Here is a 21,132-nt window from a genome sequence, read left to right as displayed (position 1 = left end):
CAAGGAGGAATTTGGCTTGATTTTTCCCTATGGAGAATGGGTTATTCTTTTCTTAGCACTGGCGACCTGGGTTGAAAAACGAGCGTCTCGGCGATTTTTCCTGTTCTTGACCATCGCCTGGTTAATAGGAAAAGGAGTAGAGATAATGGTCCCTTCGACAATGCCTTGGCACTGGCATTTTGCACGTCTGGCGGTCATGTTGTTTTTCTGGGTATGGGCACTGCAACGCGCTGAGAGGAAAATATTTCCTTTTGTCATTACAAGTTTTATAATAAGCATGGAGACGCTCTTTATTGTTAATGATCCTGGAGTTATCCCCTATGGATCTTGGTTTTTCATGGTTGCACTCGTATTAGTGGCTTGGTTGACTGCTAAGTGTTATTGGGGAGCAGCCGCCGCTTTTACAGGGAGCATCCTTTTGAACCAAGTCTTTGTGCGTTTTACTAATGAGGGGATTGTGAGGCATGCGGATTTTCCGGATGCGTTTGTTTGGAATTTCGGCGTGGGGATACTTGTCGTTTGGGCTGCACTTCGAATAGGTTGGCAATATTATCTTGCCAGAGAGATGCAAAAAAAGGCCGCCGATGTATTACTTGTGAATGGAGTCGCAACTTATGAACAATCGGAAGAACAAGAACTCTTGTAGCAGGTATGTTCGATTTGTAGTATACTTGAAAACGATTGAAGCTGGGATAATATGCCCTGAGCTGGAATGTCAGGAGGATGAAACATTTTGCCTAAAGGGCTTGTGGTCGCTGCAGTCGACCCAGGGAGTATTGCAGAAGAAATGGAGATCAAAGTCGGAGATCGAGTTCTGGCGGTGAACGAAGATGAACTCAACGATATCATTGATTTTCAGTTGGGTATTTCGGAAGAGGAATTTACGCTGCTTATAGAAAAGGTAAATGGCGAACTTTGGGAGATCGAAATAGAAAAAGATCCTGGAGAATTCTTAGGCTTAGAGGTCGAGACAATAAGCGCTGAGGGTCTAAAACTATGTCGTAATAATTGTACGTTTTGTTTTGTGGCGCAAATGCCCCAAGGGATGCGGCCAACACTTTATGATAAAGATGATGATTATCGCCTATCAATTACACAGGGGAGTTTTATAACCCTATCTAATTTGAGTGAGGAAGAATTAACACGGATAATCTCTTTGCATCTTAGTCCGTTGTATATTTCTGTCCATGCTTGGAACCCAGAAGTACGTGCTCGTCTGATGAAAAATCCCCACGCCGGAAAGTTGCCTGAGCAGATTCGGCGCTTAGTTGAGGCAGGAATTGTTGTTCACGCTCAGGTGGTTTTGGTTCCAGAACATAATGATGGAGACGTGTTGGCAGAGACTGTCGAGCGATTAGGAGAACTCTATCCAGCAGTTCAATCGATTGCAGTTGTTCCGGTAGGGTTAACCCGCTATCGAGAAAAGCTTACGCCATTGCGTGGGTTCACAGCGGAGGAAGCGAGGCACACGTTAGATCAAGGTAACCAATGGCAAATGAAATTTTTCGCGCAGACAGGACAGCATGTTGTTTATTTTGCTGATGAATTTTATGTTTTAGCGGGGCGAGAGTTCCCTGAAGCCACTGTTTATGATGATTTTCCACAATTAGAAAACGGTGTGGGTATGGCACGAAAATTTATTACCGAGATCGAAACCGGTTGGAAACAGTTGCCGGAAACAATTCCAGAACGCCATATCCATCTTATTTCTGGAACATCAGCACAGCGATTTTTTGAATCGTTGCGGGATCGGTTAATGGATCGAGTGAATGGACTGAGGCTCTCCGTTCATACCATACGAAATGACTTTTTTGGGTCATCCGTTACCGTCGCGGGATTACTCACAGCACAAGATATTGCTCTTCAATTAGGAGATTTGAGTGGGGAGGAGTTTCTAATTCCGCGCGTGATGCTCAAAGCAGACGAAGATCTTTTTCTCGATGACCGGAGCGTTCAATGGTTAGAGAATGAGATTAAAGGCAAGGCGAGTATTGTTGAAAACAATGGCCTCGCATTTTTGGAACATGTTATTGGATATTCTTTGGGAGGTGAAATATTTGAGTAAACCTGTTGTGGCTATTGTGGGCCGTCCGAATGTCGGGAAATCTACATTGTTTAATCGTATCACTGGCGGACTTGTGGCCATTGTAGAGAATATGCCTGGGGTGACGAGAGACCGTCTTTATCGAGATGCCGAATGGCTTGGACGGAAATTTGCCTTGATTGATACCGGGGGAATCGAATTTAAGGATGAAGGGACGCCAATCGCTTCCCAGATGCGCAGGCAAGCAGAGATCGCCATGGAAGAAGCAGATGTCGTTATTTTTGTCGTGGATTCTCAGATATCGCCTACATCGGATGATGAATTGATAGCCCGCACGTTGCGTCGCTCTGGAAAACCTGTAATACTCGCCGCAAACAAAGTCGAAGATTTTGAAAAAGTAGAAGGACAACTTTACGACTTTTTAAGTCTGGGTTTAGGGGAAGCGATTCCAATTTCCGCAGTTCATGGCATGAATACTGGAGATTTGCTTGACATGGTTATCTGGAACTTACCGGAAAACAATGAAGAAGAGTATGATCCCGATGTAATACGTATTTCTGTCATAGGACGTCCAAATGTGGGAAAATCGTCCTTGGTCAATACGATGCTTGGAAAAAACCGAGTCATCGTTAGTAATATTCCGGGAACAACCCGGGATGCAATTGATACCCCCTTTGAACACGAAGGGAAGCATTATATCCTGATTGATACCGCAGGAATGCGTCGTAAAGCTCGGATCGATGAACTTACGGAGCAATATAGTGTGGTTCGTTCTCTTCGTGCAGTCGATCGCTCTGACATGATCCTTATGCTTATAGATGCTGTAGATGGGGTCACAGAACAAGATAAGAAGATAGCAGGGTATGCCCACGAGGCGGGCAAAGCAATTATCTTGATTGTTAACAAATGGGATCTCGTTGAAAAAGATGAGAAGACCATTAACGTCTTCGAAAAGACGATTCGCGAGGAATTAAGTTTTATGCAGTATGCGCCAACGATGTTTATTTCTGCAAAAACTGGTCAACGAGTTAATAAAATCTTAGAACTTGTCGATTTCGTGGTTGAACAAAACTCAACCCGAGTGACGACGGCTACTTTGAACACGTTACTCAGAGAATGGCTCCATCTTAATCCGCCCCCTTCCGATAAAGGACGGCGCTTAAAGGTCCGTTATATTACTCAAGTGGGAGTTAAACCGCCAACGTTTGTTTTCTTTGTCAATGACCCAGAACTAATGCACTTTTCCTATAAACGATATTTAGAGAATCAGATGCGGAAGCATTTTGGGTTTGAGGGTACTCCGATTCGAATTGTAGTTCGACAAAAAGATGAAGAAAAGGAGTAAGTCATGCCACGCTACCTTATTTTTATCCTGACGTATTTTCTAGGTGCCATTCCTTTTGCCTATTTAGCGGGGCGACTCAAAGGGATTGATGTACGTCGGCATGGCAGCGGAAATATGGGTACGACGAATGCCTTTCGCCTGCTAGGGGCTAAATTTGGTATCTTAGTATTGCTTGGGGATGCCTTAAAAGGTGCCTTATCTGCCCTGCTTGGTTACTGGGCCTTTGGACCTTGGGGAGGGATCATTGGAGGATTACTTGCTATGGCCGGTCACAGCTGGAATCCGTTGTTTGGCTTTCGGACGAGTGGCAAAGGGGTTGCCGCGGGCTTTGGTATTATTACCGTATTAATGCCCAAAATTATGGTAATCGCAATTGCCCTGTTCCTGCTAGTAGTCGTAACGACACGTTATGTCTCTATGGGTTCTGTAGTTGGCGCACTCACGGTTGCTATCGCAGGTTTTGTTTTTTCGGAGCCGATTGCCTATAAGACTTTCGGCTTAATCGGTGCATCAATCGTGTTGATTCTTCATCGTGCGAATTTTCGACGTGTGTTACAAGGAACAGAGCATCGGTTTGGTGAAAAGAAGATATGATGAAGTTCGTTGTTCGAGGTTGTAGGATGTGGTCATGTGCCTATTCGAACCACGAACTACGAACATCGAGTAAAGGGGGAGTAAAAGTATGGCAAATGTAGCGGTTTATGGGGCCGGGAGCTGGGGGAGCGCTTTAGCGGTGCTTTTAGCAAATGCTGGTCATCAGGTTTCGCTCATCGGACGACAACCGGATGAGATGGAACTCTTGAAGAAGCAACGCGAAAACGCACGGTATTTGCCGGGCGTTGTTTTGCCTTCAGGACTTCTACCAACAACGGATCTTGCGCTTTTAAAGGCTGATCTAGTTGTTCTTAGTGTGCCTTCCCATAGTGTTAGAGAGGCTGCTCGTATGATTAAGCCCTACCTCAGGCCGGGATGTATTGTGGTCAATACTGCTAAAGGGATGGAAGAAGGAACGCATCTTCGTCTCTCGGAGGTATTGACCGAGGAGCTTCCGCAAAATCCGATTGCTGTGTTGTCTGGTCCTAGTCATGCAGAAGAAGTCGGACGGGATATGCCTACCACTGTGGTAGTTGCCTCGGATGTTGGAACCGCAGAAGTGGTTCAAGACCTGATGATGACCCCGAAATTTAGGGTGTACACAAATCCAGATGTCATCGGGGTCGAACTCGGTGGGGCCTTGAAGAATGTCATTGCTTTGTGCACCGGGATTGCAGAAGGGTTGGGGTTTGGCGACAACACCAAAGCGGCTCTAATGACCAGAGGATTAGCGGAGATTGCACGTTTAGGTGTGGCTCTAGGGGGACATCCATTGACTTTTGCGGGGCTGTCTGGCGTCGGAGACCTTATTGTTACATGTACCAGCTTGCATAGCCGAAATCGTCGAGCAGGTGTCGCTCTTGGACAGGGTAAGCCGTTAGAGACCGTGCTTAGAGACGTTGGGATGGTGGTTGAAGGCGTAAGGGCAGCCAGAATAGCCTATCAACTCAGTGTAGAAAAACAAATTCCTATGCCTATCACCGAACAAGCCTATAAAGTTCTGTTTGAAGGTGCTGATACGAAAGTAGCAGTTGCAGATTTGATGTTACGTGGGAAAACCCATGAACTTGAAGAAGTTGTTGAGATGAGTTGGTTGAAATAACATACATATTTTTGGACTTTGCTTCATAGACGTAGAAGAGGTTGTTTAAATACCTTTTCTGCGTTTTTTGTTATTTGTCATATTTACCCAAAGGCGCCAATATACTTATACTGCTTAATGTGCTAGTCCGGTCATCGGGAATCCACGTGTTACGGGGGGGTGGAAGGGGAGAGAAGGTGGAGGCCCTTCCCCAAATTTTGGGACAGCACTCAAAAGGGAGGGAATTTACTAATGGAAAATCTAGACATTTTTAGGGATATTGCTGAGCGTACAGGAGGCGATATCTACCTCGGTGTCGTCGGGCCTGTGCGAACAGGAAAGTCCACCTTTATCAAACGCTTCATGGACCTCTTGGTCCTGCCGAACATCCAAGATGCATTTGAGCGGGAGCGGGCTAAGGATGAACTTCCTCAAAGTGGGACAGGAAGAATGATCACGACGACAGAACCTAAATTCATTCCATCAGAATCTGTGGAAATCATTGTGAAAGACTCAATTCATATGAATGTTCGCTTAGTCGACTGTGTTGGTTACAGTGTTGAAGGCGCTTTAGGGTACGAGGCAGAAGATGGTGAAGAACCTCGTATGATGAAAACATCATGGAGCGACGAACCCATGTCTTTCCAGGACGCAGCTGAAATGGGTACACGTAAAGTCATCACGGATCATGCCACGATCGGTGTTGTGGTTACGACAGATGGATCAATTACGGATATTCCACGTGAAGCTTATCTAGAGGCAGAGGAGCGGGTCATTTCCGAGCTCCGTCAACTGGGAAAACCGTTTGTGGTGATTTTGAATACAATTCGGCCTTACGCGGAAAATACGTTAGAATTATGTCGTTCACTTGAGGAAAAGTATGAAATACCAGTGATTCCTGTGAATGCTCTTGAAATGAAACAGGAAGATATCACGCAAATTCTTGAAGAAGTACTTTATGAGTTCCCCGTTGCTGAGGTCAATATTGATCTGCCAAAATGGGTTGAGGAGCTCGACACTGTTCATCCAATTCGAGCTGCTTTTGAGGAAACTGTGCGTAAAGCAATCGACGGAGTACGGCGTTTAAGAGATATCGATCAGGCCTTAGACGCTTTGACAGAATGCCAATATGTGCAAGATGTCCTCCTTAAAGAAATGAACTTGGGCACAGGGATTGCGAATGTTGAAATGACCGCTGTCGAGGGGCTCTTCAAAACCGTCCTCCAAGAACTTACAGGAATAGAAATTGAAGGAGATCACTCCTTGCTCCGTTTAGTGTTAGACTATAGTAAAGGTAAGGCGGAATGGGATAAACTGTCAGATGCCATTGCTGAAGTCCGAATTAACGGTTATGGCGTTGTCACACCTCAACTTGAAGAAATGTTCCTCGAAGAGCCAGAACTTGTCAAACAAGGGGGACATTACGGCATTAAGCTCAAAGCCAGTGCTCCGTCGCTGCATATTATCAGGGCAGATATCACGACAGAAATTACGCCCTTAATTGGAACTGAAAAACAAGCCGAAGAACTAGTAAAGTATATCCTTGATGAGTTTGAAAGTGATCCCAAAAAAGTCTGGGGATCTAATATCTTCGGAAAATCCTTACATGATTTAGTTCGTGAAGGAATCCAAAATAAACTATACAGAATGCCGGAAAATGCTCAACATAAGCTCCAAGACACCTTACAGCGAATTGTTAATGATGGCAGCGGAGGCCTTATCTGCATCATCATCTAATGAAATCTGCTATTTGAACTCGTTCAGATAAACCTGAACAGCGTGGCTTTGGATGATGAGAAAAGTTTCGGTGCCGATAGTGTTTAATGCCGATAGTGTCCAGTTCCAGTGGACACTATCGCCGAAGACACACGCTCCATAGAATACTAAACGCCTGAGGACTCTATTGCCTAAGGCCTACCTGAGGATTCTCCGAAAATGTGCCGCTCCAAAACCAACACATTCGGTTTGGATTAGTTTCGACGAAGCATATATCCCAGAAAGAACAAATCACGGTGAAGAAGGGTTTACCTCCACCGTAACAGTCCCTTAGTATTCTAATTAATAGAATGAGACTTTTGGATGCGGATACGTCTAAGAGACTGAAAATGTCAAAGTGACTGCAATATTAAGGAACGTATAGGTAATCTCTCAAATGTGAGGCCTAATGTTCCTTTTTTGTACTTGTCAGCCCCCCCCTTGCCCATTTCTCAAATGTTCGTGCAAATTACTATTCTTGCCAAACGCATAGAGATTAGCTTATAATTAATGCGTCTAACATTTAGGTGCATGATCGAGGGAATAGATAGGGGCGATTTGGTGATTGGCAAGACAAATGATTTTCTAATTGTCAGTAAAAATATATTGCCGGAAGCCATTTTGAAGACCGCTAAGGCGAAAGAACTACTTGTCAAAGGTGATGTCTATACGATCAATGATGCGGTGGAACGTGTAGGGCTTAGCCGAAGTGCCTATTACAAATATAAGGACGGCGTGTTCCCCTTTTACGAGGCGAGTAGGGAGCGGATCATAACCATTTCCCTCATTCTCGAAAACAAAGCGGGAGTGCTCTCTCACGTTCTGAATTTTATTGCATCTGTCAAAGGCAACGTCTTAACAATTAATCAAGGGATTCCCCTGCAAGGAATTGCCAATGTCTCTGTTTCCATTGAAACCGCTGGAATGGAAGATACTCCCGAAAATCTGTTGTCTGGACTTGCGGAAATCCATGGAGTTAGAAAAATAGAAGTAATCGGTCAAACTTAGGGTTGCTTTTTCCAACTTAATATGATATCTTATAAAAGTCCTTCATCTGAGGACATTATGTCGGGGCGTGGCTCAGCTTGGTAGAGCGCTACCTTGGGGTGGTAGAGGTCGCACGTTCAAATCGTGTCGCTCCGACCAATTACATCAACGGTTTAGGACGTTTCTGGTAGGTTTGCAAAATAGCGAATACCTACCAAATACCTACCAAAAAAATAAAAGACCATTTTTAAATGGTCTCATTTTGTATATATGCAGAATTCAGTTTATCTCTTCTTGTTGGAGTTCGATAATTTTTTGATTTATTTTTTCTTTTTTATTAACCCCAAGATGTTGATAAACTTCTTTTAAAACTCTAATATCGTGTCCTAAGCGCTCGGCTGATAAATGATCTGGTACATCATTTTCATACAGCCAAGTTGCATGAAAATGCCGAAGAAAGTGCAAACGAGTCTTCGGCATATTTTTTTTCCTAACAAGCTTTGCGATGTAACTGGAATAACTATCTGGCCTCATCGGGAATATAAACAATTCGCCCTTATCTTTCTTGTCCGATATTTCAACAACGACTTTTGACTTCTTTTTCCTTCTCAACGCAAATCCGTTTTGAATAACCCCCTTGATAAGTTCCATGAGGTAGAGGGGAGCCGCCACATTCCGAAGCCCGTTTTCAGATTTAGTGCTTTTAATTTCATATTTGTTCTGATCGTTTATAACGTAAGCTTCGTCTATGCGTATTTGGTTATTTTTAAAATCTAAATCATTTCGTCTGAGTGCGAATATTTCTTCCCTCCTGAGGCCACACCATGCCGCAAGTAAAATAATTGGCTCATCCCTAGTCCCTTTTACCGTTTTAAGAATTTGTTGAAACGTCTCTACTGTTGGAACATCCGAATAGTCAACCTTTGCCGCTTTTGGAAGTTTAAAATCCCTAAACGGAGACTTATCTTTTAGGGCATCATGAAAGATTGGTCGCAAACAAGAAAGAATCCGCCTAACACTGGTTGTTGATTGCTCAGCCAAAAGTTCATTCTCAAATTTTTTAAGGTGAATATCACTAAGATTCTTAAATTTCATCTGCTTAAAAAATGGATGGTAATAGTTTTTTAGATAGCCTTGGTACAATGCATATGTGCTAGGGCTATATTTGTTTTTGCGAATTTCTAGCCAGCTTTTTATCCATTCTGACACTCTGATATTTTCGGTATTTGTTAGCTTTCCCTCTTCATGCTCCTGTTCAATCTTACGAGCGGCTGCCTTACACTCTTTGAGACCTGGTCTGGTTAAGTATTTATTAATCCTTTTTCCATTCTCATCTCTCCCTAATGAAATTGTCGCTTGATAACTTCCGTTATCAAGCTTTTTAATGCTAGCCACTTACCTCACCTCGCTGATAAATCTGATAGCTTTACCGATAATACTTACTTGCCTCCTATCCCTCTTAGTAAACACCTGGTCCTGAAAATTTGGGTTCTCTGCGTGCAGGGTAATGGTTCCAGTTCCCTTATAAACACGCTTTAGGGTTGCATTCTCGCCATCCACCAATACGGCTGCTACTTCACCATTTTCAACATCTGGTTGCTGGCGAATATAAACAATGTCTCCGTCAAGGATCCGGGAGTTAATCATTGATTCCCCTTTGACGCGGAGACAAAAATCAACATGCATATTTTCAGGGACGTATTCGTACCCTTCTATGTTTTCTTGTGCAAGAATCGGAAGACCGGCCGCTATCGATCCGAGTAGGGGAATACGTTTATATGAGTCCATATTGGCGATCTTCTCATATTTATCATCCGTTCGACACATAAGAAAATCTGTAGTAACTCCGTAGAACTCAGCTATCTCCTGAACAAGAGAGAATCTTTGAGGTTTATGAATGTTATTTTCGTACCTTGATACCATAGGCTTACTCAATTTAGAATCTGGAAATCTCTTATTCATCTCCTGCGTGAATTCATCTATCGTTAGGTCATTCTCTTTTCTAAGTCTAAATAACCTGTCTCCAAATTGCTCCAACATGTCGGTAACCCCTTTTGATTAAAATATATTTTAATTAGTATAACCTATAACATTACGTATTTGCAATAAAAATATGCATGTTGTCGTAAAAAAGTTGTTGACAACGCAAATAACCATGCCTATACTTTAATTAAGTTACGATATTGCAACAAATAAAGGAGATGAAAACATGGCGGGAAAAACTGGTCGAAGGCTGAGACACTATCCATATTTAAAACTAAAAGCCCTGCTTGCGGAAAAAAATCTAAAGCAAAAGTACCTTGCAGACCTATTGGGCCTAAGTCCAGTAACGATTAACCAGAAGATCAATGGCACTCTTGAGTTCACTTATACTGAGGCTGAAATTATTTGTGACGAATTAGAAGTGTCTACTGAGATTTTGCGCGGCCAGAAAGTTTCGTAATCGTAACTTTTGTGATTAGATGAAAGGCCTTGGACAACAAAAGGAGGTGATCCGAGCCAAGAATCTGGAATGACAATTATCCAGAAGCGAAGGTTCGAAAGGAGATCACTGTAGAGATTATTGACTTATTTGTAAGTAAAGGAATGAGCTACGACGAGTGTTATAAAGCGCTAGAGGACGCCAACGACACTTTGCAATATCGCGCTAGATTTGTTGCCCTTTAGGCTGAGGCGGTGTGAGCTTAAACTCAAACTCCCAACTAGGATCATACTCTTGGTAGACATGTATAAGGTCAATAACGACACGGACGAGGGGAAACCTGTAAGAAAGGATGGTTAATAATTTATGGCAACCGGATTAAGTCTACATCTTTATACAACCAAGCAAGAACTGGACAACTCAAAAAACGGAGTTAGCACCATCGTAGCTTGGATAAAAGGCAAACAACCGAAAGAGGCCATCTTTCACGTTGGCGCATCCGTAGATATTTGCGATGTCCTTGACAGTGGTGAGGTTCGGATTAACGTCTCGAAAACTGATGGAGAGATGGAGAAAGCGGCTGCGCTGATGGGAGCGGTTATGGGTGCGGAGCTGGAAAAGGTGTTTAGTAAACTTTAGTAACTTAGTAAAAACGTTGGTTAGAGCGAGGTGAAAACGATGATAGCCGATTATTTAGTTGATCTTGAAAAACGAGTTGAGGCCATGGAAAAAGAAATAGCCGAACTGAAAGTGCAAGTTTCAGAACGGCAAAAAATAAGTGTCGAAGAGGTTGTTGGGCAAATCTCAAAACTCCTCGAAAGGAGTTCGATTTCTCAAAGCGCTGAAAATCTGGTTCACTCCACTTAGAAGGGGGCGCGAGATAATTTCAACTTACTTTTTTATTGGTTTCTTGATCGGAGTTGCTATTAGTAAGCTCATTAACCACATCCATGGCACACATAAAGGCAAATAATGAAAGTGTAAATAGAATGGTTGCCGTTGTGATTATTCCTACTGATAAGAAAGAATCAGAAGGAGTATAGCGACTCACTATCACCAGAACTAGAGCGATTGGAAAGCAAAAATAGAACTCCCGTTTTATTTTGTTAATATATTCTTCTGATGTATTTAAATGCTCCTCGGTACTTCCATCGCCTTTAAAAACATATTGCAACCATTTTACAAGGTAAGTAGTAATAATGCCAGAAACAACCCCAACGATCAAATCATTCATTATTTTCGCCTCCCTTCGTCAAAAAAATACTCTGGCAAATTTACTTTCGACGCTCGGTAGGAAAACCCTGTAAATATTTCACTGAGAGGATGTGATGCCATGTGTCAAACTACATTATCGTCCAGAAACGCGGCTATGTTGAGCTCTGGATTGATGGCAAATTCGCGGGTAACTTCGACACTCAGGAGGAGGCCCAAGCGGAGGTTAATGCGGCGTAATGAGAGGAGGTGAAATCATGCTCAGAAAAATCCTTGAAAGCAACCTCGGCCCCATGACTGACACTGAGTTCGAGGAAGCCCTCGATCTGGCCACTACGGACATCGTAGTAAACCGCATTGCCTTCGATAAGCGGACAAGCCTAAATGAAGTGGTGGAGATAACCGAAAGGTGTTTTATCTCACTGAGCAGAGGGAAGGTGGCTTAAACAAATTTGAAGGAGGTTAAGGAGAGAGTGGGCGCTCAAAAAGAAAAAGTCACTTCCCAAGAAGTGACTAAGTGCCGAGTTTGTGGCAATGAGAATATTAAGGAAAATCATAACTTTTGTACGAAATGTGGAAATCAATTGAAGAAAAATCCCATTATTATTGATTTTCGCGCTTGAAATCTATAGGTGAAATGAGGCCTTCCACTTTATAGGTCGTCTCACTTCCGCAAGCAGAACAAAACGATGCATTGTCGGGACATGGAACTGGATCCCCGTTATTTAGGACACAATGGTCGTTTGTACAGAAATTACCAATTGGATAACCACAATTCCAACAATACTCGTCATCGTCGTTAAGCTCCGGGCATTCACATTTAATGCAATTCATAAGCGTTAACCTCCCACGGTTATAAATTTTCCTAGTGATCTTTCGACACAAGGAGAGAAAATACCTGTTAAGTATTGGAGTTTAAGGAGGATTAAACATTGAACGGAGATATTGAAAACCCAAGAGTAATTTTTGAATTCGAAGGTGGGCCGAGCCACTTATTCTGGGAAAACCAATTACTCTTTGGATCGAATTATAAAGATGATTCCATGAAGCCCGTTGTCCTGTATGCCTGTAAGGATCATCCGATTTTCCAAGAACACAAGATCACACCAACGTTAGAGGCTGTTGTTTGGGAAAAGATGCCCTTATTTAATCCATGTGAGGATTGCGCGGAATGCAGCTTTGAAACATGCCCTAAGCCAATTGAGGAAGTCAGTGAAAAAGGCTCGGGAATGCAACTATCTGAAACACTCGAGGGCTGGTTCATAGATCTTGCAATGTGTATACCCTGGAAGGAATGTGGATGCTGCAAGGGCACCGGATACATCAAAATTTGATTCCGAAAGTTAGGGGGTGAAAATCGTTGGGTGAATCGTCAACTACGGACAAACCGAGCCTGAAGGTTTTGAAATTCATTGGTGACTGTTTTGCTTCTGGATCCGTGACCTTAAAGGAGTGCCCCTTAGTCCCAGGCGGTCAGATCGTGCGCGATAAGACGGGCGCTGAGATGTTGTTCTTCTGGAGCATTGAATACGAGTGTTTGATGCATGCAGATCCGGGAGGATTATGTAAACGTGCTTAACGAGAGGAGGGGTAAATGATGATGAGGCCCACACCAAACCTCCAAAAGATGTATGACGATCTTGGAGTATACATCGAAAGCCTACAGGCCCAACGCGCGGCCATAGGAGCCAGCCCAAACATTTGCACACATCCGGAACAGGAAAAGACAGACTTTGAGGGAGGAAGGTCCATCACACATTGCAAGCATTGTCGGAGAGTTATCCGTGCCGTAGGTTTCGACCGTATACCAGAGGAGAAGCAAGGAGGCGGTCCTGATGTTAAAACAAGCGTTATCCCCAACTTGCATTTGCTTTCAAACAATGTCCTTCCCAGAAGGGCAAGTCAAGGCTAAATGCCCCACAAAAGGTTGTGGAGCGAACTGGGAACTTGGTCCCGAAGGGTATTGGTCCATTAGAAACATCACTCCAATTCAAGCGATACAACTGGACGAAGCTTGCGAGAAGTTCATTAGATCCATAATGGAAGCGTTCAGGCCAGTAATTGAAGCCATGGCAAAGTGGAGCAAGGGTTTATGGGACAAGCTCGTGGAGGTCGCAGCGAAGGAAATTAACCCAAAATGGTGGCATTTCTACAAACACTCCAAGAAGCAAAGGACTCGCAAAAAGTACGAGCGGCGAATCCAGAGCCACATGATCATTTTTCTAACGACCGCTCAAGCGGGGAAATTTGCTACTGGGAAAGTTGGTAAGTAGGTTGAGCAAGCGCCAGGCTAAAAAAAGAGAAGTTGATTATTATTCTATGAACGACGAATGCCGAAATTGTGAGCGGCATGAACGTAATGGTGGGCAATGTAAGGGTCGGAAGGGATCCCCACCATGTATTAGCTTAAAGAAAAAAGCGCGAGAAGCGGAGAAGGGGTGCTGGAAGTGTTAATTATTATTATTGAGCAACCTGAAGGAGCGGAAAAACAAAAGGACCGCAGGAGCGAGCACTCCAAGCGGACCATCTAGAAAAAATACCTGCTGAAAGTATACCACAAGAACGAGGTCATATTCCATATTCCTTTGAGGAATTCCCGAAAAGAGTTGTATATCCACGAGATCGATTCACCGGGACTATGCGTGACTTCAGGCGGTATCTAAGATCCATGCGTCGATTCTTGGATGCAAAGATCATTGGGCAAGCCGAAGGGAGGGAGGACAATGGCGCCAATCTAGATCGTGAAAAACGTAATCAGTGCTGGAGTAGTGGCTGTGAGTGTTTCGAAATGCGCTGCAAGGCCTACCATGGCAAGGAGTGTAAGCGACTAGGAGGAGATAGAATCCCAAGAATGCGCTTAATTAAGCCTGAGATGTGGGTGGACAAGCGTCCAAGTAAAATTACGCCGCCATCCACAAGGTTTAAGCCCTATTTTATGAGCCCGAACACAATGGATAGGGATGGTGAACCATTTGAGTCTTTCATTTGATCACTCGATATTCCGCCGATTTTTTAAGCACTTAAAGCACTGCGGGGGCTGTACCGGCCTCCGCGATCAGTCCAAGTGCAAATATTCGCTTGTATGTGCCTATGTCGAAAAACTCGCGAAGGAGGAGAATGATTATGTCTGTTGAGCAGACTATTTCGAAAGTAAGAGCTGAAATGACTCAGAATAACGCTAACTCTTATATCCAGGTTGTGGGAGGATTTCTATTAGATCATTTAGATAAAAACCCTGAGGATGCAGAGAAGATCTTTAACGCAGATAAAACGATCAGCAAGAGCTTTGATGAAATACGTAAGGCTGCAGAAAAAAAGAAGGTCGGCAATTCAGCAATGTTTACGCCTCAGGAAGGTTTCGCTATCGTGATGAAATATTTTGGTATTGATACCGTAGTAGACATGCAAAGACCAGTTGCTCCCGCTCCGATCGTACAGCCAAAATCAGACATTGACTTTGACATCAAGCTCGAAGACTTGCTATAGGGGGTGAACTGATGTGTTAGTAGCTGAATTAGTGATACCTCAAATGTTTACCGCCTATGCCGAAGATATAAGTTACCTCCAAAATGGATTGCATCATTTCCAATATTTCTGTGAGGAATGCGACCAAGCCTTTTGTTCAGCTTGGGGAAAAGTACCCGGTATAAGTCTATACGAGCGGGGAAGTCACTTCATTTGCCCGTACTGCGGTCATCGACATCATGAGAATGTGGTTTATGCCAAAAGAGAGCAGGACGTTCCCAATAAAATCCGTCTTACTGTCAGAGAGTATAAGAAGGTGGTCACTTTCGAAGTTTCCAGCGAGACAGTAATATTCACAGACTATTTACACCTGAGAAAAGGTTTTTGCAAGGAAGTTTTTCGATTCGATATCGCTAAGCAGAAGGTCACGTTTTCTAGCATTCGTAGAGCCTCAATATGGGGACCAGTTGAACTTGGCAATCCCTTTAGGTTGGAGATATTCGAAAGTATTCTATGCTATTTCACTTCGAGCAGCCTAGCAAAAAGATCGGATCTGAACAATATTTTAAAGGTCCTTCGAGAGACCGTACAACGCAAGCTTGAAAAGCATCTCAAGCACAAAGTATCTTCCATGTTCATTAGCTCTGGGCGGTATCATGGGGCGTTCTTATTACCTATTTTTAATATTGCGTATCGAATAGCGTGTCCAGATGCGTCTAATCTTCCAGTCGAATATCGTGAAAGCCCTAAAGAAATTCAACATTTTTGGGAATTAAAGTTGCTAAGCAATGAGGTTAACAAAGAGACGTACAGCATTGATTTAATGGATCATGTCATTTCCTTGACCCGCCGAAAAATAGACTTCATCACTGCAATAATCAAAACTCAATCACTGCCTGATAGACCAATGATACGCCGAACATTAAGGGAAGATCCATTTAATGTAAATATATTGTCCCAGGCATTTAATCTTTGTGAGAACTACGATTATGCCATCAGGATGTATGAAGGCCTGAAGGAGTTAGGCGACGATGGGCGCGTTAGGTGGTCGCTTAAGGACAATTTATTTCAGTTCCTTAACGAAATGAAACCTCTTTATGGGGAAGTCGGGATATGCCGTTTGGTAGAAGACTATATGAAAACACAGGTATGGGATTGTGTCACCTTATTTCAGCAGCTCAATGAGGAGAATCTTAAGGCTTTGAGATCTGAGTCAATAAGATTGAGGGACCTCCACGATTGGATGTCTTTAAGGCACAAAAAGCAAACCCATATGAATCTGAAATTCGATGTTCCAGAACATGTTATCAAAAGGCTATCTATGCAAACTGAACGCCTTAGATTCTTCATGCCAAAGGAATCAATGGAACTGCTCATTGCTGGACACGAACTAAATAACTGTGTGGCCTCCTATGGGAAAGCCATGAAGGATAACTCGAAATGGATTGTTTTAGTGGCTGATGATAAAGGGAAATTGGCCGTTTGCTTGGAGATTAAGGGAAACGAACTGGTTCAGGCTAAGACTAACAGAAATAAGGCTGTGTCGCTTGACAACAAGTTGAACAGTGCTGTTATTGCTTGGGCCAAGGAGGCTAATCTCGAGATTAAGACATCGGATATTAATGTGCCAGGTAAAGAGAAACTTACCAAAACGGGACTTGTGACTGTACCGGCATAATTGAAAGGAGTAAAGAGCATGAATGAAGTTGCGATGATTGATAAAAATACGTCAGTAGAACGGACACCTGAAGTAATTGCTTTAGAAATTAACAGCATCACGGAAAATCTCCGAAAAATATTCCTGCTCAACAGTATCGAGATAGGACGCCGACTAGCGGAGGCCAAGATCATGATTGGTCATGGAGAGTGGGGTAATTGGCTTAAGAAATCGTTCAATTATTCCCAGAGAACAGCTAGTAACCTCATAGGAATATTCGAACAGTACGGATCAAGCCAGATGGTTATTTTTTGCGACAATGCAAAATCGCAAGCGCTTGCCAATTTGAGTTACACCCAGGCTGTTTTGCTGATGGGCATCCCCATGGAAGAAAGGGAAGAGTTTATCGAAAAGAACGATATTGACAGTATGACCACCCGAGAGCTTCAGGAAGCCATCAAGGGAAAGAAGGAGCTTGAGAACAAGGCAAAAGAGCTTGAAACAAAGGTAAAAGAGCTCGAGGATGGCTGGGAAGGGACCAAACGAATTGCCGATAAGTCCAAACTCCTGGCTGAAGAAAAAACTCAAGAAGCCCAGCGATTACTCGAGGAAAAGGAGCAAGCGGAATCAGATAAGCAGGCTGCTGAAGCTATAGCCGCTCAACTTCAGGATGATCTCAAAAAAGAAAAGGAGAAATCGAAGAAAGAGATTAACCGGTTGGGATTGTCTATCGAGGAGACCAAAAAGCTACTCGCAGAAGCCCAAGCTTCCGGGAATAACGATGAAGTTGAGCGGCTGAGTGAGTCACTTGTGAAAGCGGATAATGATCTCGTTATAGCTCAACAAAAAATTGAGGAGCTTGAGCGGCAGCTTACGGAGCCGATCGAAGTTACTGCTGCACCGGTTGTTGAAAAAATTCCTGAGGAAGTCGAGAAAGAACTCAATGAGCTCAGGGAACGAACGAAGGAACTTGAAGCTAAAGTAGCTCAGCAAAGTAATCCTGTCGTTCCCCCAAAAGAGAGATTTAGAGTTCATCTTGACTCATTAGTGGATGGATTTAGGGATCTACTAAGTTCCTTGGCCGAGATAGAAGAGATCGAAGAGCAAGAGCGATATAAGCAAGCCGTATTAAAACTAATCGGAAAAATGTCAGAGCGTTTGAAGCAATAAATAAAGACGGGATTAACCCTGGCCTTTATCGCAGCTCCTTAAGGTAATGAGGTGATGGTATGGCAGACGTTAAGTGGATCAAGCTAAGTACTGACATGTTTGAGGACGAAAAGATAGATTTCATAACCAGTCTGCCTGAGTCCGACGCAATTCTAGTGATATGGATTAGGCTCTTGGCTCTGGCTGGCAAGTGTAACGCTGGTGGATACATTCATCTAACTGCAACGATTCCATACACGGAGGAGATGCTGGTCCACAAGTTTAGGAAGTCTCCAGCCATAATTAAGTTAGCTCTGGAAACATTCAAAAGACTTGGCATGGTGGACTTAGATGAGGCGGGTATTTTCCTCCCCAACTGGGATAAGCACCAGAACGTTGAGGGCCTGGAAAAGATCAAGAAACAAACAGCGGAACGTGTTGCTAAACATCGGGCTAAGAAGAAATTGCCCGATGGTAATGCGTTACCAACGCAAGATGTAACGTTACATGTAACGCACGGTAACGCAACAGATATAGAACTAGATAAAGATTTAGATATTAACAACAACATCACCGCGCGTGAGGAAATTGAGCTTAACGTGAACGAATCCGAGGAGAACGTATTCGAAACGCCTAAAACCGCGAACGAATCAAGCGAAATCGTGTCCGAAACTAAGCAAGTACGTTCCATGGACATTGGTACCCGAGCAATAAACTGGGCGGAAATAAACTGGGGGCGAATGATCCCTAAGGGCGAGTCTGACTCAATTCTTGCATGGTGCGATGAGTTCTCTTCACGAGGAAGTCCTGATCCAGATGGGGTAGTGATCGAAGGCCTAAGGCGGTGTCTTGATGCAGATGTACGGAACATGTTCTATCTTCGCAGAGTCTTAACCGACTGGCGAGAGGCTGGTGTTCTGACAGTGGCCCAAGTCGAAGCTCGAGAGACTGAACGTAAAAGCCAAAAAGATAACAAACGCAATAAGGATCCTGGAGATAAGTCACCCGGTCAACGCTCATCCTCGAGCAAGTACGAGAAATTTTATCTGTGAGGTGAAATTTATTGCTAAATCGAGTCGTTTTGGTTGGTCGCTTAACCAAAGACCCTGAGTTACGTTATACGCCAAATGGAATTGCCATATCAAACTTCACACTAGCAGTTGATCGTAAATTTAAAAATGCTCAGGGACAAAGGGAAACAGACTTTATTCCATGCGTTGTCTATAGACAACTTGCGGAACTCTGTGCTAATTACCTGGCCAAAGGGAAGCTAGCCTCTGTTGACGGACGGATCCAGATCAGGACATACAACGATAAGGACGGTCAAAAACGTTGGGTTACAGAGGTTGTTGCTGAAGATGTTCATTTTTTAAGCCCTAAGGATGGACAAACTGGAGCACCGGCGCATACGTCCAATGGCACGCATTATGGGCATGAAGTTAATTTGGATGATGATATCCCGTTCTAGGTTAGGGGGAATTTACAATGAAACTTGCGTTTGAATTAATTCTCACGGCAGTATTCTTTGTCGGAATATACTCCATAGCAGCTGCATCAAGGCAGAGAGAAGAGATGTGGGGCGAAATGATCGAAAGAGAAGCTCGAGTGTCTGGTAAGAAAGTACAGGATGGCCGCTCAAGCTAATTTGCTCAATTAACGAAAAGGCGAGGTGAGCCCAGTGAGTAGAGACCAGCGCAGGATACCAGGATCTTACTGCATACGAAGCTATTAAACGCTGCAAGGATCCGAAACGCCAACTTCAAGGCATGAGGTCAAAGGTTATTGGAGATCTTTTTGAGGACATGATCTCGGGGGCTTGCGATTACTACTACGAGAAGAACCTCGCCCACATTGAAAAAACACCGGAGCCCATGAAGGTGCTCAAGTCAATACCAAGACAGCCAGGAAAGTTCATCGCTCATTTTGAAAAAGCGGCTCAGCCAGATTACAAGGGAACGCTCAAGGGAGGTCGGGCAATAGTCTTTGAGGCAAAGCATACAGACCATGACCAAATTGAGCGGAGTAGACTCACACAAAAACAGCTTGACGGACTGGAAAAGCATCACAAGTTAGGAGCCATGGCTTTCGTGGTCGTATCCTTCGGGTTCCAAAGATTCTACAGGATCCCATGGACTGCCTGGCGTGACATGAAAGATCTGTACGGTCGAAGGTACCTCAAACTTGACGAGCTGGACAGCTATCGTGTACCGGCACATGGAAGCGTAATCAAGCTGTTGAGCGGAATCGTCTAAAATGGCTGAACTTGAAGCGGTAGGAGGAATAAAGCGTGGGAGACTTCTATCACGAGCGTAAAGTTAAAAAGACCAAAAAGGATCACAAGTGCTTCGGATGTAGGGCGAAAATACCAACCGGATCATCATGCTTCTATATCACGTTTGTAAACGATGGAGATTTCGGAGCTGATTATCTTTGCCTCAAGTGTAAAGAGTATTTGGTTAACAATCCAGAGTTCGCTAGAGCGGGTTATGGCGAAGGAGACATTAGGGATGCAATGCTGGAGGATGAAGAGTGGCGCAAGCAGCGTGGAAAGGATGCTGTGGCATTTCAAATTGGCAAGCGCTTGCCAATTTGATCCATACGCAAAGGAGGATTAATTTATGGCCATAAACATGATGTGTACGAACAGTCGTTGTATAAATTACTGGGAAGATAACTGCATGAAGAATCTTAACGAGGAGCGTATTGAGATTAACGAAGTCGGCATGTGTGAGACGCTTGAAGAGGGTATCAGTCCAATGTATAAAGGGCAGGAGGATATGGACAATGAGGATAATGAGGGCATTAACGCTATGGCAACCTTGGGCGACATTGATGGCGGAAGGCCATAAGAAAAATGAAACACGGAGCTGGCCAACAAATGTCCGGGGACCAGTTGCGATACATTCCGCGAAAAAGCCATTCAAAGAGGTAAGAAGCCTAATCGACCCAAGATCCATCGAAGCAATAAGCAATCTCGTATATCCTTACACACTGGACAAACTCCCAACAGGTTACGTATTAGGAGCAGGGAATCTCAAGGATTGCAAACGGATTGATGAGGAATTCCTAGAAACTTTAGATCCAACGGAGCGGCTTTTAGGCGACTATACCTTGGGTCGGTATGCATGGTTATTTGAGGACGTAAAGCATTTCAAAATACCTATTTTGGCCAAAGGATTACAAGGCTTTTGGAACTGGGAAGTGCCTGATGGTATTGAGGTAATCCTATGAACGTAAAGATCACACCACATAAACCTGGTGACGGAGGCATTGTATGTATGCCATTAAAGAGTAATATCCCGGATGCCGGTAATAGACCAGACTGGAATCTCGTTACCTGCCCAATGTGCGGGGCCGAATGTTGGGAATCAAATCTTATTCGAGAAGTTGTTAAGGCTGAAGGGTTATCTGCAGCGTGTAC

The 21,132-nt window shown here is 43.7% G+C and carries 31 protein-coding genes and 1 tRNA gene; 28 read left to right on the top strand and 4 right to left on the bottom strand.

The genetic code is table 11. The features are described from left to right. Positions 1-16 precede the first annotated feature (16 nt). From DOT_RS05590 to DOT_RS05555, 8 genes are all read left to right on the top strand, one after another. Complete coding sequence (locus DOT_RS05590) at positions 17-646, top strand: hypothetical protein (protein WP_040411347.1); 630 nt, start codon at positions 17-19, stop codon at positions 644-646. Between the two features lie 87 nt (positions 647-733). Continuing rightward, entirely contained in the window at positions 734-2,065 is a 1,332-nt protein-coding gene (locus DOT_RS05585) for a DUF512 domain-containing protein (RefSeq protein WP_009615355.1), read from the top strand. Beyond that, the gene (der, locus tag DOT_RS05580; RefSeq protein WP_009615354.1) at positions 2,058-3,389 is read left to right on the top strand and encodes a ribosome biogenesis GTPase Der; all 1,332 of its coding nucleotides are present in this window, start codon (positions 2,058-2,060) and stop codon (positions 3,387-3,389) included. The genes DOT_RS05585 and der overlap by 8 nt, the downstream gene beginning before the upstream one ends. Before the next feature lie 3 nt (positions 3,390-3,392). After that, positions 3,393-3,983 (top strand): glycerol-3-phosphate 1-O-acyltransferase PlsY, encoded by a 591-nt coding sequence (gene plsY, locus DOT_RS05575; protein ID WP_009615353.1) that lies wholly within the window; start codon positions 3,393-3,395, stop codon positions 3,981-3,983. A gap of 88 nt (positions 3,984-4,071) precedes the next feature. After that, positions 4,072-5,085 carry an NAD(P)H-dependent glycerol-3-phosphate dehydrogenase gene (locus tag DOT_RS05570; protein ID WP_009615352.1) on the top strand — a complete coding sequence of 338 codons (1,014 nt, stop codon included), beginning with the start codon at positions 4,072-4,074 and terminating at the stop codon, positions 5,083-5,085. Positions 5,086-5,316: 231 nt separating this feature from the next. Further along, positions 5,317-6,801 (top strand): stage IV sporulation protein A, encoded by a 1,485-nt coding sequence (gene spoIVA / locus DOT_RS05565; protein WP_009615351.1) that lies wholly within the window; start codon positions 5,317-5,319, stop codon positions 6,799-6,801. 549 nt (positions 6,802-7,350) lie between these two features. Beyond that, entirely contained in the window at positions 7,351-7,827 is a 477-nt protein-coding gene (locus DOT_RS05560; protein ID WP_009615350.1) for an ACT domain-containing protein, read from the top strand. A 61-nt stretch (positions 7,828-7,888) separates the two neighbouring features. Then, positions 7,889-7,965 (top strand) — tRNA-Pro (locus DOT_RS05555). Between the two features lie 120 nt (positions 7,966-8,085). On the opposite strand, the gene DOT_RS05550 is transcribed toward DOT_RS05555, so the two are convergent. Both DOT_RS05550 and DOT_RS05545 read right to left on the bottom strand, forming a co-directional pair. Next, on the bottom strand, positions 8,086-9,201 hold the full coding sequence (locus DOT_RS05550) for a site-specific integrase (protein ID WP_009615349.1): 1,116 nt from the start codon (positions 9,199-9,201) through the stop codon (positions 8,086-8,088). Continuing rightward, positions 9,202-9,846 carry a S24 family peptidase gene (locus DOT_RS05545; RefSeq protein WP_009615348.1) on the bottom strand — a complete coding sequence of 215 codons (645 nt, stop codon included), beginning with the start codon at positions 9,844-9,846 and terminating at the stop codon, positions 9,202-9,204. It lies immediately after the preceding gene. A gap of 169 nt (positions 9,847-10,015) precedes the next feature. On the opposite strand from DOT_RS05545, the gene DOT_RS05540 reads away from it, so the two are divergent. The 3 genes from DOT_RS05540 (at position 10,016) to DOT_RS05530 (ending at position 11,095) form a co-directional block, all read left to right on the top strand. Continuing rightward, positions 10,016-10,249, top strand: coding sequence for a helix-turn-helix transcriptional regulator (locus DOT_RS05540; RefSeq protein ID WP_009615347.1), 234 nt, complete (start codon positions 10,016-10,018; stop codon positions 10,247-10,249). A 345-nt stretch (positions 10,250-10,594) separates the two neighbouring features. Beyond that, positions 10,595-10,867: a hypothetical protein gene (locus DOT_RS05535; protein ID WP_009615346.1), complete on the top strand. Its 273-nt coding sequence runs from the start codon at positions 10,595-10,597 to the stop codon at positions 10,865-10,867. Positions 10,868-10,906: 39 nt separating this feature from the next. Further along, positions 10,907-11,095, top strand: a complete 189-nt coding sequence (locus tag DOT_RS05530) for a hypothetical protein (protein ID WP_009615345.1) — start codon at positions 10,907-10,909, stop codon at positions 11,093-11,095. A gap of 19 nt (positions 11,096-11,114) precedes the next feature. Here the strand turns inward: DOT_RS05530 and DOT_RS05525 are convergent, their stop codons facing one another. Beyond that, entirely contained in the window at positions 11,115-11,462 is a 348-nt protein-coding gene (locus tag DOT_RS05525) for a hypothetical protein (protein WP_009615344.1), read from the bottom strand. A gap of 235 nt (positions 11,463-11,697) precedes the next feature. Between DOT_RS05525 and DOT_RS05520 the strand changes: the two genes are divergently transcribed. Beyond that, positions 11,698-11,886 carry a hypothetical protein gene (locus DOT_RS05520; RefSeq protein WP_009615342.1) on the top strand — a complete coding sequence of 63 codons (189 nt, stop codon included), beginning with the start codon at positions 11,698-11,700 and terminating at the stop codon, positions 11,884-11,886. A 157-nt stretch (positions 11,887-12,043) separates the two neighbouring features. Here the strand turns inward: DOT_RS05520 and DOT_RS29615 are convergent, their stop codons facing one another. Further along, positions 12,044-12,274: a hypothetical protein gene (locus DOT_RS29615; RefSeq protein WP_139024143.1), complete on the bottom strand. Its 231-nt coding sequence runs from the start codon at positions 12,272-12,274 to the stop codon at positions 12,044-12,046. A 98-nt stretch (positions 12,275-12,372) separates the two neighbouring features. Between DOT_RS29615 and DOT_RS05515 the strand changes: the two genes are divergently transcribed. From DOT_RS05515 to DOT_RS29310, 16 genes are all read left to right on the top strand, one after another. Further along, the gene (locus tag DOT_RS05515; protein ID WP_009615340.1) at positions 12,373-12,774 is read left to right on the top strand and encodes a hypothetical protein; all 402 of its coding nucleotides are present in this window, start codon (positions 12,373-12,375) and stop codon (positions 12,772-12,774) included. 26 nt (positions 12,775-12,800) lie between these two features. Then, a complete protein-coding gene (locus DOT_RS05510; protein ID WP_040411339.1) occupies positions 12,801-13,019 on the top strand; it encodes a hypothetical protein in 219 nt (72 codons plus the stop codon). A gap of 15 nt (positions 13,020-13,034) precedes the next feature. Next, the gene (locus DOT_RS30285; protein ID WP_157998417.1) at positions 13,035-13,352 is read left to right on the top strand and encodes a hypothetical protein; all 318 of its coding nucleotides are present in this window, start codon (positions 13,035-13,037) and stop codon (positions 13,350-13,352) included. Further along, entirely contained in the window at positions 13,276-13,713 is a 438-nt protein-coding gene (locus DOT_RS05505) for a hypothetical protein (protein WP_009615339.1), read from the top strand. Before DOT_RS30285 ends, DOT_RS05505 begins: the two co-directional genes overlap by 77 nt. 395 nt (positions 13,714-14,108) lie before the next feature. Next, positions 14,109-14,429, top strand: a complete 321-nt coding sequence (locus DOT_RS05500; protein WP_040411337.1) for a hypothetical protein — start codon at positions 14,109-14,111, stop codon at positions 14,427-14,429. 134 nt (positions 14,430-14,563) lie between these two features. After that, positions 14,564-14,926: a hypothetical protein gene (locus DOT_RS05495; RefSeq protein WP_009615337.1), complete on the top strand. Its 363-nt coding sequence runs from the start codon at positions 14,564-14,566 to the stop codon at positions 14,924-14,926. Positions 14,927-14,939: 13 nt separating this feature from the next. Beyond that, entirely contained in the window at positions 14,940-16,583 is a 1,644-nt protein-coding gene (locus DOT_RS05490; RefSeq protein ID WP_009615336.1) for a PcfJ domain-containing protein, read from the top strand. 18 nt (positions 16,584-16,601) lie between these two features. Then, positions 16,602-17,732, top strand: a complete 1,131-nt coding sequence (locus DOT_RS27720; RefSeq protein ID WP_009615335.1) for a DUF3102 domain-containing protein — start codon at positions 16,602-16,604, stop codon at positions 17,730-17,732. 59 nt (positions 17,733-17,791) lie between these two features. Then, positions 17,792-18,763, top strand: a complete 972-nt coding sequence (locus DOT_RS27715; RefSeq protein WP_009615334.1) for a phage replisome organizer N-terminal domain-containing protein — start codon at positions 17,792-17,794, stop codon at positions 18,761-18,763. 11 nt (positions 18,764-18,774) lie between these two features. Continuing rightward, positions 18,775-19,179 carry a single-stranded DNA-binding protein gene (gene ssb, locus DOT_RS05475; RefSeq protein WP_009615333.1) on the top strand — a complete coding sequence of 135 codons (405 nt, stop codon included), beginning with the start codon at positions 18,775-18,777 and terminating at the stop codon, positions 19,177-19,179. 17 nt (positions 19,180-19,196) lie between these two features. After that, positions 19,197-19,355, top strand: a complete 159-nt coding sequence (locus DOT_RS30280) for a hypothetical protein (RefSeq protein WP_009615332.1) — start codon at positions 19,197-19,199, stop codon at positions 19,353-19,355. Positions 19,356-19,477: 122 nt separating this feature from the next. After that, a complete protein-coding gene (locus tag DOT_RS05470) occupies positions 19,478-19,963 on the top strand; it encodes a Holliday junction resolvase RecU (RefSeq protein WP_009615331.1) in 486 nt (161 codons plus the stop codon). Positions 19,964-19,998: 35 nt separating this feature from the next. Further along, entirely contained in the window at positions 19,999-20,304 is a 306-nt protein-coding gene (locus tag DOT_RS05465; protein WP_009615330.1) for a hypothetical protein, read from the top strand. A gap of 25 nt (positions 20,305-20,329) precedes the next feature. Continuing rightward, entirely contained in the window at positions 20,330-20,560 is a 231-nt protein-coding gene (locus DOT_RS29610) for a hypothetical protein (protein ID WP_009615329.1), read from the top strand. Further along, the gene (locus tag DOT_RS05455; RefSeq protein ID WP_202798699.1) at positions 20,496-20,942 is read left to right on the top strand and encodes an ASCH domain-containing protein; all 447 of its coding nucleotides are present in this window, start codon (positions 20,496-20,498) and stop codon (positions 20,940-20,942) included. Before DOT_RS29610 ends, DOT_RS05455 begins: the two co-directional genes overlap by 65 nt. Then, positions 20,939-21,132: hypothetical protein (locus DOT_RS29310; RefSeq protein WP_040411362.1), on the top strand; the 194-nt coding region annotated here is incomplete at its 3' end. The genes DOT_RS05455 and DOT_RS29310, both read left to right, overlap by 4 nt.

Source organism: Desulfosporosinus sp. OT (assembly GCF_000224515.1).
Taxonomy (GTDB): domain Bacteria; phylum Bacillota; class Desulfitobacteriia; order Desulfitobacteriales; family Desulfitobacteriaceae; genus Desulfosporosinus.
This window is presented reverse-complemented; position numbering and strand designations above follow the sequence as displayed.

What these genes read in the sequence shown, in the direction of transcription:
- plsY (WP_009615353.1), top strand. Translation starts at nt 3,393, where the DNA reads ATGCCACGCTACCTTATTTTTATCCTGACGTATTTTCTAGGTGCCATT.
- DOT_RS05570 (WP_009615352.1), top strand. Translation starts at nt 4,072, where the DNA reads ATGGCAAATGTAGCGGTTTATGGGGCCGGGAGCTGGGGGAGCGCTTTA.
- spoIVA (WP_009615351.1), top strand. Translation starts at nt 5,317, where the DNA reads ATGGAAAATCTAGACATTTTTAGGGATATTGCTGAGCGTACAGGAGGC.
- DOT_RS05560 (WP_009615350.1), top strand. Translation starts at nt 7,351, where the DNA reads ATGATCGAGGGAATAGATAGGGGCGATTTGGTGATTGGCAAGACAAAT.
- DOT_RS05545 (WP_009615348.1), bottom strand. Translation starts at nt 9,846, where the DNA reads ATGTTGGAGCAATTTGGAGACAGGTTATTTAGACTTAGAAAAGAGAAT.
- DOT_RS05540 (WP_009615347.1), top strand. Translation starts at nt 10,016, where the DNA reads ATGGCGGGAAAAACTGGTCGAAGGCTGAGACACTATCCATATTTAAAA.
- DOT_RS05535 (WP_009615346.1), top strand. Translation starts at nt 10,595, where the DNA reads ATGGCAACCGGATTAAGTCTACATCTTTATACAACCAAGCAAGAACTG.
- DOT_RS05530 (WP_009615345.1), top strand. Translation starts at nt 10,907, where the DNA reads ATGATAGCCGATTATTTAGTTGATCTTGAAAAACGAGTTGAGGCCATG.
- DOT_RS05525 (WP_009615344.1), bottom strand. Translation starts at nt 11,462, where the DNA reads ATGAATGATTTGATCGTTGGGGTTGTTTCTGGCATTATTACTACTTAC.
- DOT_RS05520 (WP_009615342.1), top strand. Translation starts at nt 11,698, where the DNA reads ATGCTCAGAAAAATCCTTGAAAGCAACCTCGGCCCCATGACTGACACT.
- DOT_RS29615 (WP_139024143.1), bottom strand. Translation starts at nt 12,274, where the DNA reads ATGAATTGCATTAAATGTGAATGCCCGGAGCTTAACGACGATGACGAG.
- DOT_RS30285 (WP_157998417.1), top strand. Translation starts at nt 13,035, where the DNA reads ATGATGATGAGGCCCACACCAAACCTCCAAAAGATGTATGACGATCTT.
- DOT_RS05505 (WP_009615339.1), top strand. Translation starts at nt 13,276, where the DNA reads ATGTTAAAACAAGCGTTATCCCCAACTTGCATTTGCTTTCAAACAATG.
- DOT_RS05500 (WP_040411337.1), top strand. Translation starts at nt 14,109, where the DNA reads ATGCGTCGATTCTTGGATGCAAAGATCATTGGGCAAGCCGAAGGGAGG.
- DOT_RS05495 (WP_009615337.1), top strand. Translation starts at nt 14,564, where the DNA reads ATGTCTGTTGAGCAGACTATTTCGAAAGTAAGAGCTGAAATGACTCAG.
- DOT_RS27720 (WP_009615335.1), top strand. Translation starts at nt 16,602, where the DNA reads ATGAATGAAGTTGCGATGATTGATAAAAATACGTCAGTAGAACGGACA.
- DOT_RS27715 (WP_009615334.1), top strand. Translation starts at nt 17,792, where the DNA reads ATGGCAGACGTTAAGTGGATCAAGCTAAGTACTGACATGTTTGAGGAC.
- DOT_RS30280 (WP_009615332.1), top strand. Translation starts at nt 19,197, where the DNA reads ATGAAACTTGCGTTTGAATTAATTCTCACGGCAGTATTCTTTGTCGGA.
- DOT_RS05470 (WP_009615331.1), top strand. Translation starts at nt 19,478, where the DNA reads ATGAGGTCAAAGGTTATTGGAGATCTTTTTGAGGACATGATCTCGGGG.
- DOT_RS29610 (WP_009615329.1), top strand. Translation starts at nt 20,330, where the DNA reads ATGGCCATAAACATGATGTGTACGAACAGTCGTTGTATAAATTACTGG.
- DOT_RS05455 (WP_202798699.1), top strand. Translation starts at nt 20,496, where the DNA reads ATGAGGATAATGAGGGCATTAACGCTATGGCAACCTTGGGCGACATTG.